The organism is Rathayibacter sp. VKM Ac-2762 (assembly GCF_009866585.1).
Lineage (GTDB): Bacteria > Actinomycetota > Actinomycetes > Actinomycetales > Microbacteriaceae > Rathayibacter.
On sequence record NZ_CP047419.1, the window covers coordinates 2,403,547 to 2,417,212 of the forward strand.

Consider the following 13,666-nt stretch of genomic DNA (forward strand, 5'->3'; position numbering starts at 1 on the left):
AGGGCAGGCGCGCTCAAGGCAGGCGCGCCACGACCGCGCGCGCGATGCGCCGGCCCGAGCGGTTCGCCCCGATGGTCGAGGCCGTCGGGCCGTAGCCGGCGAAGAAGACGCGCGGATCCGTCAGCGAGGCTCCGTCGGCGACCGCGATGCCGCCCTCGCGCTCGCGCAGCCCGAGCGGAGCGAGGTGGCGCAGCTCCGGCCGGAAGCCCGTCGCCCAGATGATCGCGTCGGCGCGCGTGAAGGAGCCGTCGGGCCAGCGCACGCCCTCCTCCTCGATCGACGAGAACATCCCCCGCTCGTGCAGGAGCCCGCGCTCGATCCCGGCGACCACCCGGCGGGTGCGCTGCACGCCCGTGCCGCCGACGATGCTCGGGAGGGGCAGCCCGGCGCGGGCGGCGCGGTCCTGCTCGGCCACCGCCTCCACCGCCGACTCCATCGCCAGCTGCTCGCCGTCGTGGTAGACGACCGGTCGCCGCGTCGCCCACGTCAGGGAGCGCGCCACCCGCTCGAGCTCCAGCAGGAAGCCGATCGCCGAGGTGCCGCCGCCGACCACGAGCACCTGCTTCCCGGCGAAGTCCTCGGCGCGGACGTACTCGGTCGGGTCGATCTGCACGCCGCGGAAGCGGTCGCGCCCGGGGTAGTGCGGGACGAAGGGCGATCCCCAGGTGCCGGTCGCGTTGACGAGCAGGCTCGCGCGCTCGACCGCGCGGTCGGACTCGACGACGAGCGGCGACCCCGTGTCGTGCGGCGTCGCACTCGTGACGCGCCGCACAGACTCCGGACGGCGGATCTCGAGACCGAGCTCCTCCTCGTAGCGCCCGTAGTACTCGCGGACCACGTCCCGTGCCGGTCGCCGGTGATCGGCCGTGCGGAACGAGAACCCCATCCGCTCCATGCCCGGGAGATCGTGCACGCGGTGCGCGGAGCCGAGCCGCAGGGCCTCCCAGCGGAACTGCCAGGCCCCGCCGGGCTCCGGACCGCGGTCGAGGACGATCAGGTCGCGCCCAGGGACGAGGCCGAGACGGCGCAGGTAGTAGGCCACGGACAGACCCGCCTGGCCCGCGCCGATCACCACGACGGGACGCGGTGGGGCGACGCTGTCCACGGTGCTCCTGACGCGGTCGAGGATGGGCGGCCGTCCGGCAGATCGAGGCCCGGGGTGGCGTGTCCCCCGTCTGCTAAACTACCGCGTAGATTTCAACTTTCCCTGTCTGCTCTTTTCCCCAGCCGGCTCACTGCCCGTCTGGCCTGTCATCGTGAGGGGGTCACCCATGGGGCGCGGCCGTCAGAAGGCGAAGAACACCAAGATCGCCCGTGAGCTGAAGTCGTTCAGCCCGGCGGTCGATTACAGCGCGCTCGAGCGCGAGCTCAGCCACCCGGACGAGCCGGACTACTCGAAGTGGATCGACGCCGAGGACGACGGCGACGACACGGACCTCGTCGAGGAGCCGCACCAGAAGCGTGCGTGACTCCTCCCGTGAATCGGGGCCGCTCCCTCGGGGCGGCCCCGTTTTGCGTGCGGACGGGGATCCGGCGGGTGAGGGACCCGAGAGCGAGGAGCCGCTCCGCGCAGCCCCCGCCGACGTCGCCGTCCGGCAGCTGTCGACGCGGGTCGCCTACGAGACCCCGTGGATCCGCGTCCGCGAGGACGAGGTGCTCTGGCCGGGCGGGACGCGCGGCGTCTACTCGGTCGTCGAGCGCGACGACTACGCCCTCGTGCTTCCGCGGGAGCGCGGCGGGTTCTGGCTGGTCGAGCAGTACCGGTACCCGATCGGCCGCCGCGCGTGGGAGTTCCCCGCCGGCAGCTGGCCGCACGGCTCGGCCGGCGGCGACCCCGAGGCTCTCGCCCGTGCCGAGCTGCGCGAGGAGACGGGCCTCCGGGCCGAGCGCCTGACGCACCTGGGCAGGCTCGCGGAGGCGTACGGCTTCGTCGCGCAGTCCGTGGACGTCTTCCTCGCCGAGGGTCTCGAGCACGGCGAGCACGAGCGCGAGGACACCGAGCAGGACATGCGGCAGCAGTGGTTCCCCGATGCGGAGATCGCGGAGATGGTCCGCTCCGGGGCGATCGTCGAGACGGCCGCGGTGGCCGCGCTCGCCCTCTTCCACCTGGAGCGCGGGTCGCTCGGCTGAGCACGTTCTCCCGCTTTCCGCCACTGAGTGCAGAATGTCGGTGCCCCCTGGGACACTGACCGGATGAGCACTTCCCCGCCCGCACGGCTGCCCGTGTGGCAGTCGGAGCGTCGCGGGAACGACCTCGACGAGGCGCGCGACTTCTACGCCGGCTCGTACAACGGCTCCGGCTTCCGGGCCGAGCGCTCGGTCGTGCCGTTCGCGTTCCGCTACACCACGACCGGGCCCGGGCCCGTGAGCCTCCACTCCGCCTCCTTCCTCGGCCGGGTGCGCGGCACGGTGGCCCCGAGCGACGTCTACGTCGCCCTCTGGCTGACCGCGGGGCGCGCCTCCCTCGATCTGGGGCGCGACGAGCACCGCCTCGTCGTCGGGCGCCCGGCCATGTTCCCGAGCGGCCGGCCCTTCGGCTTCGAGGCCCTCGAGTACCGCGACGCGCTCGTGCACTTCGAGGCCGCCCACCTCGAGGCGATCGCCGCCGAGCTGCACGGCACCGAGCCCGGCCCGCTGCGGTTCGCCCCCGTGGCGCGCGACACGACCGCCTGGTGGGCCGCGATCCGGCTCCTGCGCGACACCCTCGCCTCCGCGCACACGCCCACCATGCTGCAGCGCGACGGCGTCGCCCGCATCGCCGCGCTCGCCGCCCTGCAGACCTTCGCCCACCGCATCGCCCCGCTGCCGGCCGTGCCGCCCTCGGTCAGCGCGCGGCGCCTCCGCCGGGCCGTGGAGTTCGTGCAGGCCAACGCCGACCTGCCCCTCGGAGTGGCCGACATCGCCGACGCGGCCGGGCTCACGGTCCGCGGCGTGCAGCTGGCGTTCCAGCGCGCCTTCGGCAAGACCCCGCGGCACTACCTGCGCGACGTCCGCCTCGAGCGCGCGCACGAGGAGCTCTCGGCCGGATCGATCGGCTCGCTGGTGGTCGGCGACGTCGCCGCACGCTGGGGGTTCATCAGCGGCGGCCGCTTCGCCCAGCACTACGCGACGCGGTTCGGCGAGCTCCCGAGCGAGACCCTCCGGCGCTAGTCCCGCCGATCCCCGACGGCGGTTCCGCCGAGGGGCGTTCGGGCGTACTGTCCGAGGACCGCCCGCTGCCCCGCAGGCCGCGTCGATGGAGCCGCGAATGTTCGAACCCGGAGGATCCGCGCGGCCTGTCGCGCGGGTCGGCTACGTCACCGCCGCCCTGCTGGTCGGCGCGATCCTGGTGGGCGGCGCGGTCGGCGCCGCCGTCGCCCTGGTCCTCTACCTGCCCGGCGTCCTCGCCGCCGACGGCCCGCCCGGGCTGGTGAGCTTCGGCCTGCTCATGGGAGCGGCCTCCGGCGCGGGCATCGGAGTCGTCGGAGGCGCGGGAGCGGTCGCCGGCATGGTCGCGGTGCGCGTCGCGAGCCGCCGCGACGGCCCGTTCGTGCTGGGCACCAGCGCGGGCGCCGGCCTCGGCGTGCTGGTCGCCTGTGCGAACCTGCTCGTCAGCCGCGACGCCCCGACCTGGGCGACCGCCCTGCTCGCCACCGCGGCCGCCTGCGCGCTCTGCGCTGCGGGCTCGTGGCTGCTGACCCGGCACGAGCACTCCTGGGAGCGCGCGCACGCCGTACCGCGCTGATCCGCGGCGCCTCCGGAGGTCAGCCCGCGTAGGACCCGACCAGGCGGACCGCTCCGCCGTCGACGCCCTTCGCGCCCTGCTCGAAGCCCTCGAACCCGCGCGCGGCCGTCGAGACGCGGCCCGCGACCCACGACGGGACGCCCGAGTGCTCGAGGCGTGCGATCACGCCGTCGGCCGCCTCCGCCGCGACCACGGCGAACATGCCGATGCCGAGGTTCCAGGTGCCCTCGGTGCTCTCGAGCGTCGCGCCGGACATCCCGGCGAGCGCGCGGAACACGTCGGACGGGCTCCAGCTCGCCCGCTCGACCTCGACCCAGGAGCCGCGCGGCAGCACCCGGGCGAGGTTCGCCGCGATCCCGCCGCCGGTGACGTGGCTGATGGAGTGGACGGCCGGGCCGAGCTCGGCGTCGTCGAGCAGATCGAGGAGGGGCCGGGTGTAGAGGCGGGTCGGCTCCAGCAGCACCTCGCCGACCACGCCGCCCAGCTCCTCGGAGCGGTCGGTGAAGCCGATGCCGCGCTCGGCGAGGATGTGGCGCACGAGCGAGTAGCCGTTCGAGTGCAGTCCGGAGGAGGCCATCGCCACCACGACGTCGCCGTCGCGCACGCGGTCGGCGCCGCGCACCTGGTCCGCCTCGATCGCGCCGACCGCCGCGCCCGCCACGTCGTAGTCGTCGGGTCCGAGCAGGCCCGGGTGCTCGGCCGTCTCGCCGCCGACGAGCGCGGTGCCCGTCTCGGAGCAGGCGCGCGCGATGCCGGCGACGATGTCGGCGACGCGGGCCGGGACCACCTTGCCGCACGCGATGTAGTCGGTCATGAAGAAGGGGCGGGCGCCGACCACGACGATGTCGTCGACGACCATGCCGACGAGGTCCTGCCCGATGGTGTCGTGCTTGTCGATCGCCTGGGCGAGCGCGACCTTGGTGCCGACGCCGTCGGTCGAGGTCGCGAGGAGGGGGGCTCGGAAGTCGCGGAGGAAGGAGACGTCGTACAGACCCGCGAAGCCGCCGACCCCGCCGAGGACCCGGCTGTCGTGCGTCGCCGATACCGCCGACTTCATCAGCTCGACGGCGAGGTCCCCCGCCGCCGTGTCGACTCCTGCGCGGGCGTAGCTGCTCGTCTCATCACTCACGCGACGACCCTACCGACTGCCCTCTCCCGCCGCGGCGCGGATCCGGGTCCGCCGCACCGGCGGCTCCCGCTCCGCGCCCGCGGTCACGCGTCCCAGGCCACGTAGTGCAGCTCGGCGCGGTCGCGGCTGCGGTGGAGGTCGAGGTAGGACCGGGCGATGACCTCGGCCGCCGCGTCCGGGTGGCCGCCGTCGATGAGCGCGGTGATCGCCACGTGGGCGGCGTAGACGCCCCGGGGCTCGAGCGCGGAGTGGAGGTTGAGGACCCAGTTCCGCAGGCCCGCGGCGGCGATGTTGATGTTCGCCAGCGCCGCGTGCGGGGAGACGGAGCCGCCGCCGGTGGTGACGAGGATCGTCCCGCTGCCGGCGGCGATCATGTCCGGAACCACCTCGCCGACGGCGCGGAGCGCGCCGCCGAGGTAGAAGTCGATCTGCGGCTGCAGGTTCTCGGGCGTGACGTCCAGGACGCCGACCGGGGTGAGAGCGGAGTCGGCGGGGGGAGAACTCGAGGACGTCGATCGGACCGAGGTCGGCACGGATCGCCCGCAGCGCGGCGGTCAGGGTCTCGGGCTGCGCGATGTCGGCGGCGAACCCCGTCGCCTCGATGCCCTCCTCGGCGAGGCGGGCGGCCAGGCCGTCCAGCTTCTCCTGACGACCGCTCGATCGAGCTCGGCCGGGATCTCGTCGAGGCCGCCCACCGCGACGGATCCCTCTCCCCCGACTTCACCCACGACGACCTGATGGCCCTGCTCTGGATGGCGGGCACGACCAGCCGCGAGTCCGCGGCTCCGCAGGGCTGGCGCCGCGTCCTGGACCGCAGCCTCGCCGGCGCCTGGACGGCTCCGAGCAGCTGAGCGGCCGCACGGCTCCCCGACCGACCGCCCGGCCGATCCGCCGGTCGGCCCCGCCCTGAGCACCCCCGCGACCACGGATCCGCCCACGGCGAACCATTAGGGGATGAGTCCCCCGCGTGCCAGGATGGACCGTCAAACCCCCCTGCTATCCCCTTGGGAGCCCCTCCGGCATGTGCGGAATCGTTGGGATCGTGTCCTCCGGACCGGTCAACCAGTCCATCTACGACAGCCTCTCCCTCCTGCAGCACCGCGGCCAGGACTCGACCGGCATCGCGACCGCCGACGGCAGCACCCTGCACATCAAGAAGGCCGCGGGACAGGTCCGCGAGGCGTTCCGCACCCGCGACATGCGCTCGCTGCTCGGATCCATGGGCCTCGGCCACGTGCGCTACGCGACGAAGGGCAACGCCGAGCGCGAGGAGGAGGCCCAGCCGTTCTACGTGAACGCGCCGTACGGCATCATCCTCGTCCACAACGGCAACCTCACGAACACGCGCGAGCTCACCGAGGAGCTCTTCCGCATCGACCGCCGCCACCTCAACACCACCTCCGACACGGAGCTGCTGGTCAACGTGCTGGCGAACGAGCTGCAGGCCTCGATGTCGGGCCGCGACCTCGACGCCGACGAGGTATTCGACGCCGTCGCCCGCGTGCACGAGCGCGTCGAGGGCTCCTACGCCACCATCGCGCTGATCGCCGGCGTCGGGCTGCTGGCGTTCCGCGACCCCTTCGGGATCCGCCCGCTCATCGTCGGCCGCCGCAGCAACACGGGCGCGCCGGACGACTGGGTCGTCGCCTCCGAGTCGCTCGTACTCGAGGCGCAGGGCTTCGAGATCGTCCGCGACGTCGCTCCCGGCGAGGCGGTCTTCATCACCCCCGACGGCCGGATGGCCAGCCGCCAGTGCGCGAAGGACCCGCGACTCATCCCGTGCTCGTTCGAGTACGTCTACCTCGCCCGCCCCGACTCCGTGATGTCGGGCATCTCGGTCTACGAGGCGCGCCTGCGGCTGGGCGACCGCCTCGCCGACACCATCGCGCAGTACACCCCGGGCGGAGCGATCGACGTCGTCATGCCGATCCCCGACTCCTCCCGCCCCGCCGCGATGCAGGTCGCGCAGAAGCTCGGGATCGAGTACCGCGAGGGCTTCTACAAGAACCGCTACGTCGGCCGGACGTTCATCATGCCCGGGCAGGCGATCCGCAAGAAGTCGGTGCGGCAGAAGCTCAACGCGATGTCGAGCGAGTTCAAGGGCAAGAACGTCCTGATCGTCGACGACTCGATCGTCCGCGGCACCACCTCCAAGGAGATCGTCGACATGGCCCGCGCGGCCGGCGCGAACACGGTCACCTTCGCATCCGCCGCGCCCCCCGTGCGCTACCCGCACGTGTACGGGATCAACATGCCCTCGCGCCAGGAGCTCGTCGCCCACAACCGCCGCATCCCCGAGATCTCGGAGGCGATCGGCGCCGACCAGCTGATCTATCAGGAGGTCGCCGACATGAAGGCGGCGATCCTCGAGGGCTCGGACGTCACCGACCTCGAGACCAGCTGCTTCACCGGCGAGTACGTCACGGGCACCGTCACCCCGGAGTACCTCGACTGGGTGGAGCGCACGCAGCTGAGCTGAGCTCTGCACAGCGCCGGGCGCGGCGCAACGGGTGCCGCGGATCCGTGCGCCGCTCCATGATCGGAGGGTGCGCGGCCCCGCGCGCATGCACCCGAGGAGTCCCCCGTGATCTACCGAATCCTTCCGTTCCTGCTCACCTTCGTGGCCAAGAAGATCTCGAAGTCGCAGAAGGCCAAGCGCGCCGCCGCCAAGCGCCCGACGTCCACCCCGAGCAGCAGCCGCCGCTCCTCGTCGCGCCGGGGACGCTGACGCCGCGGTCCCGTCCGCGAGCGCGAGCCGCGGGCGGGACCTTCAGCGCAGGGCGGAGTGCAGCGGCCGCAGGGCGGCCCGCCTCCGCCGGCTAGACCCGGTCGGACCCCGTCTGCGGGTCGTCCTCATCGGACGTCGTCCGCGCGTCGGGCAGGGCCTCCTCGGCCCCGGGCTCCTCGGCCGCGTCCTCGCGCTCGACGATCCGCTCGGCGGTGGTCCGGACGACCTTCCTGCCGACGACCCGGTCGAGCAGCACCACGACGAGCCCCGCGAGGGCGCCGAACAGCGTCACGAAGAGCAGCAGGCTGAAGCCGAAGACCTGCCCGCGGGAGAAGCCCTGCGTCTCGGGCAACGCGAAGGTCAGCACGAAGGCCGCGATCGCTCCGAGCCCGACGCCGAGGGTCAGGATGCGCCAGACGCGCGGGGAGCGGCGGACGTCGACCTCTTCGCGGGTGACCTCGGGGCGGGCGGGATCGCTCATGCCTCCATTCTCCCCCGCGCGGGCGAGGGCACGGCACCGTGATCGCTCAGAGCGCGTGCACGAGCCGGCCCGCCTGCGCGCGCAGCTCGCGGACGACGGTGCGGACCGAGAGCCGCTCCGCCCGGTCCGGCCGCATCAGCGCGACGATGTGCCGCACGGAGTTCACCCCGCGGAGCGGCTTCACCACCACTCCCGCGCCGCCCGCCGTGTAGCGCGGGAGCACCGCGATGCCCAGGCCCGCCGCGACGAACGCCTCCGTCACGCGGGTCGACGCGAAGCGCTGCTCCACCCGCACCGCCTCGCCGGACGCGGTCTCGATGTCCTGCATCACGCGCTCGAACGGGAACCCGTCCGGGACGCCGATCCAGGTCTCGCCGACCAGATCCGCCGCCGAGACCGTCGCCCGGTCCGCGAGGCGGTGCCCGGCCGGCAGGCCGATGTCGAGAGGCTCGATCATCAGCTCCGCCATCGCGAGGCCGCGGCCGGCCCAGGCGCTTCTGCCGGTGGGCGAGTGGGCGAGCACGATGTCGAAGTCGGCGGTCAGGTCGGCGAACTCGTCGGTGCCGGGGTCCGCGTCCTCGCACTGCACGACGAGCCCCTCGACGCTCCGGAGCGCGACCAGCGCGTTCGGGAGGAGCATCTGGCCCGCGGTGGGGAAGGTCGCGATGGTGACCTCGCCGATCGGGTTGTTCTTGAACGTCTGCCAGACGGCGTCGGCCCGCTCGAGCGCGATCGCGATCTCGGTGGCGCTCCGGGCGAGCTCGCGTCCCGCCGCCGTGAGCACCACGCCGCGGCCGGAGCGCTCGATCAGCGGCACGCCGGCCTCGCGCTCGAGCACCTTGAGCTGCTGCGAGACCGCGGAGGGCGTGCGGTGCGTCGCCTCCGCCACGGCCGTGATCGAGCGGCGCATCGAGAGCTCGCGGAGCAGTTCCAGCCGTCGCACGTCCATGTAGAGAAACTACACGTCAAGGCAAGAACAGTTCGATTGTCCTACGGAACACGGGGCCGGACACTGTACGTTGTACACAGCATCCCGGCGGATGGATCAGAAGCCGCCGCAACGAAAGGCAGAACACTCATGAGCATCGCAATCCTCGTCGTCCTCAGTGGCCTCGCCGCATGGGGCACGGTGTCGACGGTGCTCGTCGCCAGCCGCGACGGCTACCGTCAGGTCCCCGCGCAGCACTGAGCCCCGCCGCTCCGCGACAGCACCTCATCGCGTTCCGACGCCGTCTCCCGATCGGGAGGCGGCGTTCTCGCGTCTCCGGGGGCTCCTGCCGCTCCTCGGGGAGCGCCTCCCCGCCACGGTTCCCAGGGGTCGACCATCGGCTCGCCCCGCACACGACGACGGGCCCCCGACCGGAGTCGAGGGCCCGTCGTGCGCGCGGTGCGGCTACTTCGCAGCGGTGCGGCGGCGCAGGCGCGCGACCGTCATGCCCAGACCGAGCAGCAGAGCGGCGATCCCGGCGGCGAACGCGGGGGTCGCGTCCACTCCGGTCTCGGCGAGGTGGTGCGAGCCGGCGACCGGAGCGGTGGTCGGCGTCGGCGCGGGGCCCGTGGTGGGCGGCGTGGTCGGCGCGGGCGTCGGCTCCGTGGTCGGTCCGGGAGTCGGGGTGCCCGCTCCGGCGCCGGCCGCGACGGCGAAGCCGACGCTGATCTCGGTGCCGGTGGTGTCGAGCGCGAACGTCGCGGTGTGCGCGCCGCCCGCCAGACTCTCGTCGATCGGGACCGAGAACGAGGCGCGACCGGTCGAGTCGTCGGTGACGGCCCGGGTCGGGTCGATCGTCGCGGTGCCGACGACGGTGCCGTCGACGCTCGCGGTCACGGTGGTGTCGGCCGCGGCTCCGGTGCTGAACAGGAGCGAGGAGAGGTCGACGGTCATGGTGTCGCCGACCGCGTACTCGCCCGAGTCCGGGACGTTGTCGGTCAGGCCGATCGTGCGCTGCACGGGGTCGGGGCTGACGGTGCCGAGATCCTGGATGTAGCCGACGAAGGCGTCCAGGTCGATGCGGCCGGAGTCGGCCGTGCCGGTGCCCTCGGTGAAGGTGCTGAAGCCGTCGCCGCCGCTCGCGAGGAAGCTGCTGGTCACGACGGTGAAGGTCGCGGCCGGGTCGATCGGCTCGTTCTGGAAGAACACCTGCGAGATGCGCGAGCCCTCGGGCGCCGTGGCGTCGAAGACGTACGTGAGGTCCTTCGAGGTGGAGAGGTTCAGCTGCGGGTAGCTGGAGCTGCCCACCCACTGCTCCTCGAGCAGGTCGGAGATCTGCTCGCCGGTCAGCTGCAGGGTCACCAGGGTGTTCGCGAAGGGCTGGGCGTCGGAGGCCTCGGCGTAGGTGACCACGCCGTCCGCGTCGCCGGGCTGGTCCGGAGTCGCGGTGTAGGACAGGTCGTCGCGCAGGCCGCCCGCGTTCGAGAAGGCGATCTGCGTGCCGAGCTCACGGGTGGCCCACAGCTGGGCGTCCGAGACGAGGTTGCCGAGGGTCGACTCCGAGCCGCGGTTGGTCGTGGTGCCGTCCGGGCGGTAGGCGCGCGAGATGTCCTCGGTGATGGTGCCGACCTTCACGCTGCCCTCGCGGACGGCGACGGCCTGGGCGTCGGCGACGATGGTCTCGACCTCGGGGTCGGGCTCGAAGGCGCCGACGACGATCGTCTTGGCCGGGTCGTCGGAGGCCGGGTCGTCGACGACCTTCGTCAGCGGCACGACCTCGCTGGTGAGCGAGGTGAGCTGCTTGGTCGCCGGGTCGACGGTCAGGGACATGCGGCCGATGTTCTCGGCGTAGCTGCCGGTCTGCGACACGACGGTCGGGAAGGCCCGGCCCGCGTCGATGCCCGCGTCGTACTCCTGGTGGCTGTGGCCCGAGACGATCGCGTCGACGTTCGGGGCGACCGCGTTGACGATCGCGCCGAACTTGGGGTCCGCCTCCGGAGTGTTCAGTTCGGCCGCGTCGGCGTCGGCTCCCTCGTGCAGGAGCAGGACGACCACGTCGGCCTCGTCGTTGGCGGCGTCGCCGTCCTGGAGCTGCGCGGCGACCTCGTTGACGTTCTCGGCGATCGGCTCGACGGAGAGCGTCGAGATCGTGGCGGGGCTGACGAGCTTGCCGAGGTCCTCGGTGATCGCGCCGATGAAGGCGACGGAGACGCCGTCCTGCTCGGTGATCACGTACGGGGAGTAGGCGCGCTCGCCGGTCGCGGTGTCGTAGAGGTTCGCGTTCACGTAGGGGAACGCCGAGGCGTCCACGACGCGGCCGTCGACGTCGGCGCGGCCCTGGTCGAACTCGTGGTTGCCCAGGGTGCTGACGTCGAGGCCCATCGCGTTCAGCGAGTCGAGCGTGGGGATGTCGCCCTGCACCTTCGACACGAAGGTCGAGGCGCCGATGTTGTCGCCGGCCGAGACGAACAGCGTGTTCGGGTTGGCGGCGCGGTAGGAGTCGACGGCACCGGCGAGCACGGCGGCTCCGGCGACGGCGCGGTCGGCGGCGAGCCGCCCGTGGAAGTCGTTGATCGAGAGGATGTCGATGGCGACATCGCCCTCGGCCGCCGCGGCGGGCGTGGCGCCGAGGAGGGCCGCTCCGGCGACGGCGCCGACGGCGGTCGCGGAGAGGAGTCGGGTGAGGCCGCGTCGGCCCGGGGAAGTACTGCGCATCGTGAAGGGGACTCCAAGCATCGAGCGGTGGATCCGGAGAGGATTCGTGCCGCGTGAGGGGGTTATTCCCAGACAACCCGACGGCGGACCGCAGGTCAAACGTTCGGACGACGGCTCGCCGCCGCGTTTACGAGAAGTTAACTCGCCGACGCTCAGCCGACGCGCAGGATGGGGAGGAACGGCGTGAGGTCCGCGCGCACTCCGGAGGCGTGGATCCGCCCGCTCGCGAGGCCCTCGCTCCACGGCAGGGAGCCTGTCGCGAGCGGCAGCCAGGTCGCCGCGTCCATCTCGATCACGTTCGGCGGAGTCCCGCGGGTGTGGCCCGGTCCCTCGACGCACTGGGCCGCGCCGAACGGCGGAACGCGCACCTCGACGCTGCGTCCGGGGACGTTCGTCTCGATGATCTGCAGGAGGAACCGCACCGCCGTCGCCGTCGTGTTCCGGTCCGCTCCTCCGGCGAGCGCCGCCCGCACCGCGGACTGCCCGCTCGCCTCGTCGATCCTGCCCTTGGCCATCCACCCATCCTGCCGCCGCCGCTCGCTCCCGGAGGCCTCCGCGGGGCTCCGCCCGGCGTGTCGGCGTCCGCAGCGGCGCCCTGCGGAGGAGGACGTCACAGGGACCAGCCCCGGCGCGGGGCGCCCTATCCTGTCAGGGTGAAGATCCTCGTCCTCGGTTCGGGTGCCCGTGAGCACGCCATCATCACGGCTCTCCTCGCGGAGGAGGAGCACCACGAGATCATCGCGGCGCCCGGCAACGCCGGCATCGCGCGCGACGTCGAGGTCATCCACTTCGACACGAACAGCCCCCGGCTGGTCAGCGACTTCGCGGTGGAGCAGGGCATCGAGCTCGTCGTCATCGGCCCCGAGGCGCCCCTGGTCGCCGGAGTCGCCGACGCGCTCCGCAAGCGCCGCATCCCCACCTTCGGCCCCGACCGGGCCGCCGCCGCACTCGAGGGCTCGAAGACCTTCGCGAAGCGCGTGATGGACATGGCCCGCGTGCCCACCGGCCGCGCGACCCGCGTCTCCACCCTGGTCGACGCCACCCGCGCCATCGACGAGTACGGACTCCCCTCGGTCGTCAAGGCCGACGGCCTCGCCGCGGGCAAGGGCGTCCTGGTGACGGAGTCGCGCAGCGCCGCGATCGCGCACGCCGAGTTCTGGCTGCAGTCCGGCGACGTCCTCATCGAGGAGTTCCTCGCCGGCCAGGAGGTCTCCCTCTTCCTCCTCTCCGACGGCCACGACGTCGTCCCCCTCTCCCCCGCGCAGGACTTCAAGCGCCTGAGCGACGGCGACGAGGGGCCGAACACCGGCGGCATGGGCGCCTACTCCCCGCTCCCCTGGCTCGCCGACCGCTGGGAGAGCGAGCGCGCCTTCGTCGACGAGGTGATCGACACGGTCGCCATCCCGACCATCCGCCAGCTCGAGCGCGAGCGCACCCCCTTCGTCGGACTCCTCTACTGCGGCCTCATCGTGACCGACGCGGGCCTGCGCGTGATCGAGTTCAACGCCCGCTTCGGAGACCCCGAGACCCAGGTCGTCCTCCCGCGCCTCGCCTCCCCGCTGTCCGCGCTGCTGCACGCGGCGGCGACCGGCGCGCTCGCCTCCGTCCCGTGGCCCGCGTTCACGGACGAGGTCGCCGTCACCGTCGTCCTCGCGAGCGAGGGCTACCCCGAGAACGCCGTCACCGGACGGACCATCACCGGACTCGACGCGGCGGCGGACGTCCCCGGCGTCACCATCGCCCACGCGGCGACCCAGCTGGTCGACGGGAGCTTCGTCGCCACCGGCGGCCGCGTGCTCAACGTCGTCGCGCGCGGCGCCGACTTCGCCGAGGCGCGGGAGCGGGCGTACCGCGCGCTCGACCTGATCCACCTCGACGGCGGGCTGTATCGGAGCGACATCGCGGCGAAGGTCGCGCAGTAGCGCGACCTCCGACGTGATGTCGGCCACGCCGCTCCCCGC

At 73.1% G+C, this 13,666-nt stretch carries 14 protein-coding genes; 7 read left to right on the plus strand and 7 right to left on the minus strand.

The window, feature by feature from the left end; all coding sequences use genetic code 11:
- Positions 1–13: 13 nt before the first annotated feature.
- The gene (locus GTU71_RS11300) at positions 14–1,105 is read right to left on the minus strand and encodes an FAD-dependent oxidoreductase (protein ID WP_104233838.1); all 1,092 of its coding nucleotides are present in this window, start codon (positions 1,103–1,105) and stop codon (positions 14–16) included.
- Positions 1,106–1,271: 166 nt separating this feature from the next.
- Here GTU71_RS11300 and GTU71_RS11305 point away from each other — a divergent pair, with 166 nt between their 5' ends.
- The 4 genes from GTU71_RS11305 to GTU71_RS11320 all read left to right on the plus strand — a co-directional run bounded on the left by GTU71_RS11305 (position 1,272) and on the right by GTU71_RS11320 (position 3,724).
- Positions 1,272–1,469, plus strand: coding sequence for a DUF3073 domain-containing protein (locus GTU71_RS11305; RefSeq protein ID WP_097167615.1), 198 nt, complete (start codon positions 1,272–1,274; stop codon positions 1,467–1,469).
- Positions 1,470–1,512: 43 nt separating this feature from the next.
- Entirely contained in the window at positions 1,513–2,130 is a 618-nt protein-coding gene (locus tag GTU71_RS11310; protein ID WP_167305254.1) for an NUDIX hydrolase, read from the plus strand.
- Between the two features lie 63 nt (positions 2,131–2,193).
- A complete protein-coding gene (locus tag GTU71_RS11315; protein ID WP_159940138.1) occupies positions 2,194–3,150 on the plus strand; it encodes an AraC family transcriptional regulator in 957 nt (318 codons plus the stop codon).
- Positions 3,151–3,247: 97 nt separating this feature from the next.
- Positions 3,248–3,724 (plus strand): hypothetical protein, encoded by a 477-nt coding sequence (locus GTU71_RS11320; RefSeq protein WP_104354929.1) that lies wholly within the window; start codon positions 3,248–3,250, stop codon positions 3,722–3,724.
- A gap of 19 nt (positions 3,725–3,743) precedes the next feature.
- Here GTU71_RS11320 and purM read toward each other — a convergent pair whose 3' ends face one another.
- A complete protein-coding gene (purM, locus tag GTU71_RS11325; RefSeq protein WP_159940140.1) occupies positions 3,744–4,853 on the minus strand; it encodes a phosphoribosylformylglycinamidine cyclo-ligase in 1,110 nt (369 codons plus the stop codon).
- A gap of 83 nt (positions 4,854–4,936) precedes the next feature.
- Entirely contained in the window at positions 4,937–5,386 is a 450-nt protein-coding gene (locus GTU71_RS11330) for a hypothetical protein (protein WP_159940142.1), read from the minus strand.
- A 488-nt stretch (positions 5,387–5,874) separates the two neighbouring features.
- On the opposite strand from GTU71_RS11330, the gene purF reads away from it, so the two are divergent.
- A complete protein-coding gene (gene purF / locus GTU71_RS11335; RefSeq protein WP_159940144.1) occupies positions 5,875–7,332 on the plus strand; it encodes an amidophosphoribosyltransferase in 1,458 nt (485 codons plus the stop codon).
- A gap of 105 nt (positions 7,333–7,437) precedes the next feature.
- Positions 7,438–7,581 (plus strand): hypothetical protein, encoded by a 144-nt coding sequence (locus GTU71_RS11340; RefSeq protein WP_159940146.1) that lies wholly within the window; start codon positions 7,438–7,440, stop codon positions 7,579–7,581.
- A gap of 91 nt (positions 7,582–7,672) precedes the next feature.
- Here the strand turns inward: GTU71_RS11340 and GTU71_RS11345 are convergent, their stop codons facing one another.
- The 4 genes from GTU71_RS11345 to GTU71_RS11360 all read right to left on the minus strand — a co-directional run bounded on the left by GTU71_RS11345 (position 7,673) and on the right by GTU71_RS11360 (position 12,220).
- Positions 7,673–8,062, minus strand: coding sequence for a hypothetical protein (locus GTU71_RS11345; protein ID WP_159940148.1), 390 nt, complete (start codon positions 8,060–8,062; stop codon positions 7,673–7,675).
- Positions 8,063–8,108: 46 nt separating this feature from the next.
- Positions 8,109–9,011 (minus strand): LysR family transcriptional regulator, encoded by a 903-nt coding sequence (locus tag GTU71_RS11350; RefSeq protein WP_104223768.1) that lies wholly within the window; start codon positions 9,009–9,011, stop codon positions 8,109–8,111.
- Positions 9,012–9,455: 444 nt separating this feature from the next.
- Positions 9,456–11,705, minus strand: a complete 2,250-nt coding sequence (locus tag GTU71_RS11355) for a bifunctional UDP-sugar hydrolase/5'-nucleotidase (RefSeq protein WP_159940150.1) — start codon at positions 11,703–11,705, stop codon at positions 9,456–9,458.
- A gap of 152 nt (positions 11,706–11,857) precedes the next feature.
- On the minus strand, positions 11,858–12,220 hold the full coding sequence (locus GTU71_RS11360; RefSeq protein ID WP_104223770.1) for a sterol carrier family protein: 363 nt from the start codon (positions 12,218–12,220) through the stop codon (positions 11,858–11,860).
- A gap of 138 nt (positions 12,221–12,358) precedes the next feature.
- Between GTU71_RS11360 and purD the strand changes: the two genes are divergently transcribed.
- Positions 12,359–13,627, plus strand: a complete 1,269-nt coding sequence (purD, locus tag GTU71_RS11365; RefSeq protein ID WP_104223771.1) for a phosphoribosylamine--glycine ligase — start codon at positions 12,359–12,361, stop codon at positions 13,625–13,627.
- The last annotated feature ends 39 nt before the right edge of the window (positions 13,628–13,666 follow it).

Coding starts and splice junctions, on each gene's coding strand:
- purF (WP_159940144.1), top strand. CDS start 5,875: ATGTGCGGAATCGTTGGGATCGTGTCCTCCGGACCGGTCAACCAGTCC.
- GTU71_RS11350 (WP_104223768.1), bottom strand. CDS start 9,011: ATGGACGTGCGACGGCTGGAACTGCTCCGCGAGCTCTCGATGCGCCGC.
- GTU71_RS11360 (WP_104223770.1), bottom strand. CDS start 12,220: ATGGCCAAGGGCAGGATCGACGAGGCGAGCGGGCAGTCCGCGGTGCGG.
- GTU71_RS11355 (WP_159940150.1), bottom strand. CDS start 11,705: ATGCGCAGTACTTCCCCGGGCCGACGCGGCCTCACCCGACTCCTCTCC.
- GTU71_RS11345 (WP_159940148.1), bottom strand. CDS start 8,062: ATGAGCGATCCCGCCCGCCCCGAGGTCACCCGCGAAGAGGTCGACGTC.
- GTU71_RS11315 (WP_159940138.1), top strand. CDS start 2,194: ATGAGCACTTCCCCGCCCGCACGGCTGCCCGTGTGGCAGTCGGAGCGT.
- GTU71_RS11320 (WP_104354929.1), top strand. CDS start 3,248: ATGTTCGAACCCGGAGGATCCGCGCGGCCTGTCGCGCGGGTCGGCTAC.
- GTU71_RS11305 (WP_097167615.1), top strand. CDS start 1,272: ATGGGGCGCGGCCGTCAGAAGGCGAAGAACACCAAGATCGCCCGTGAG.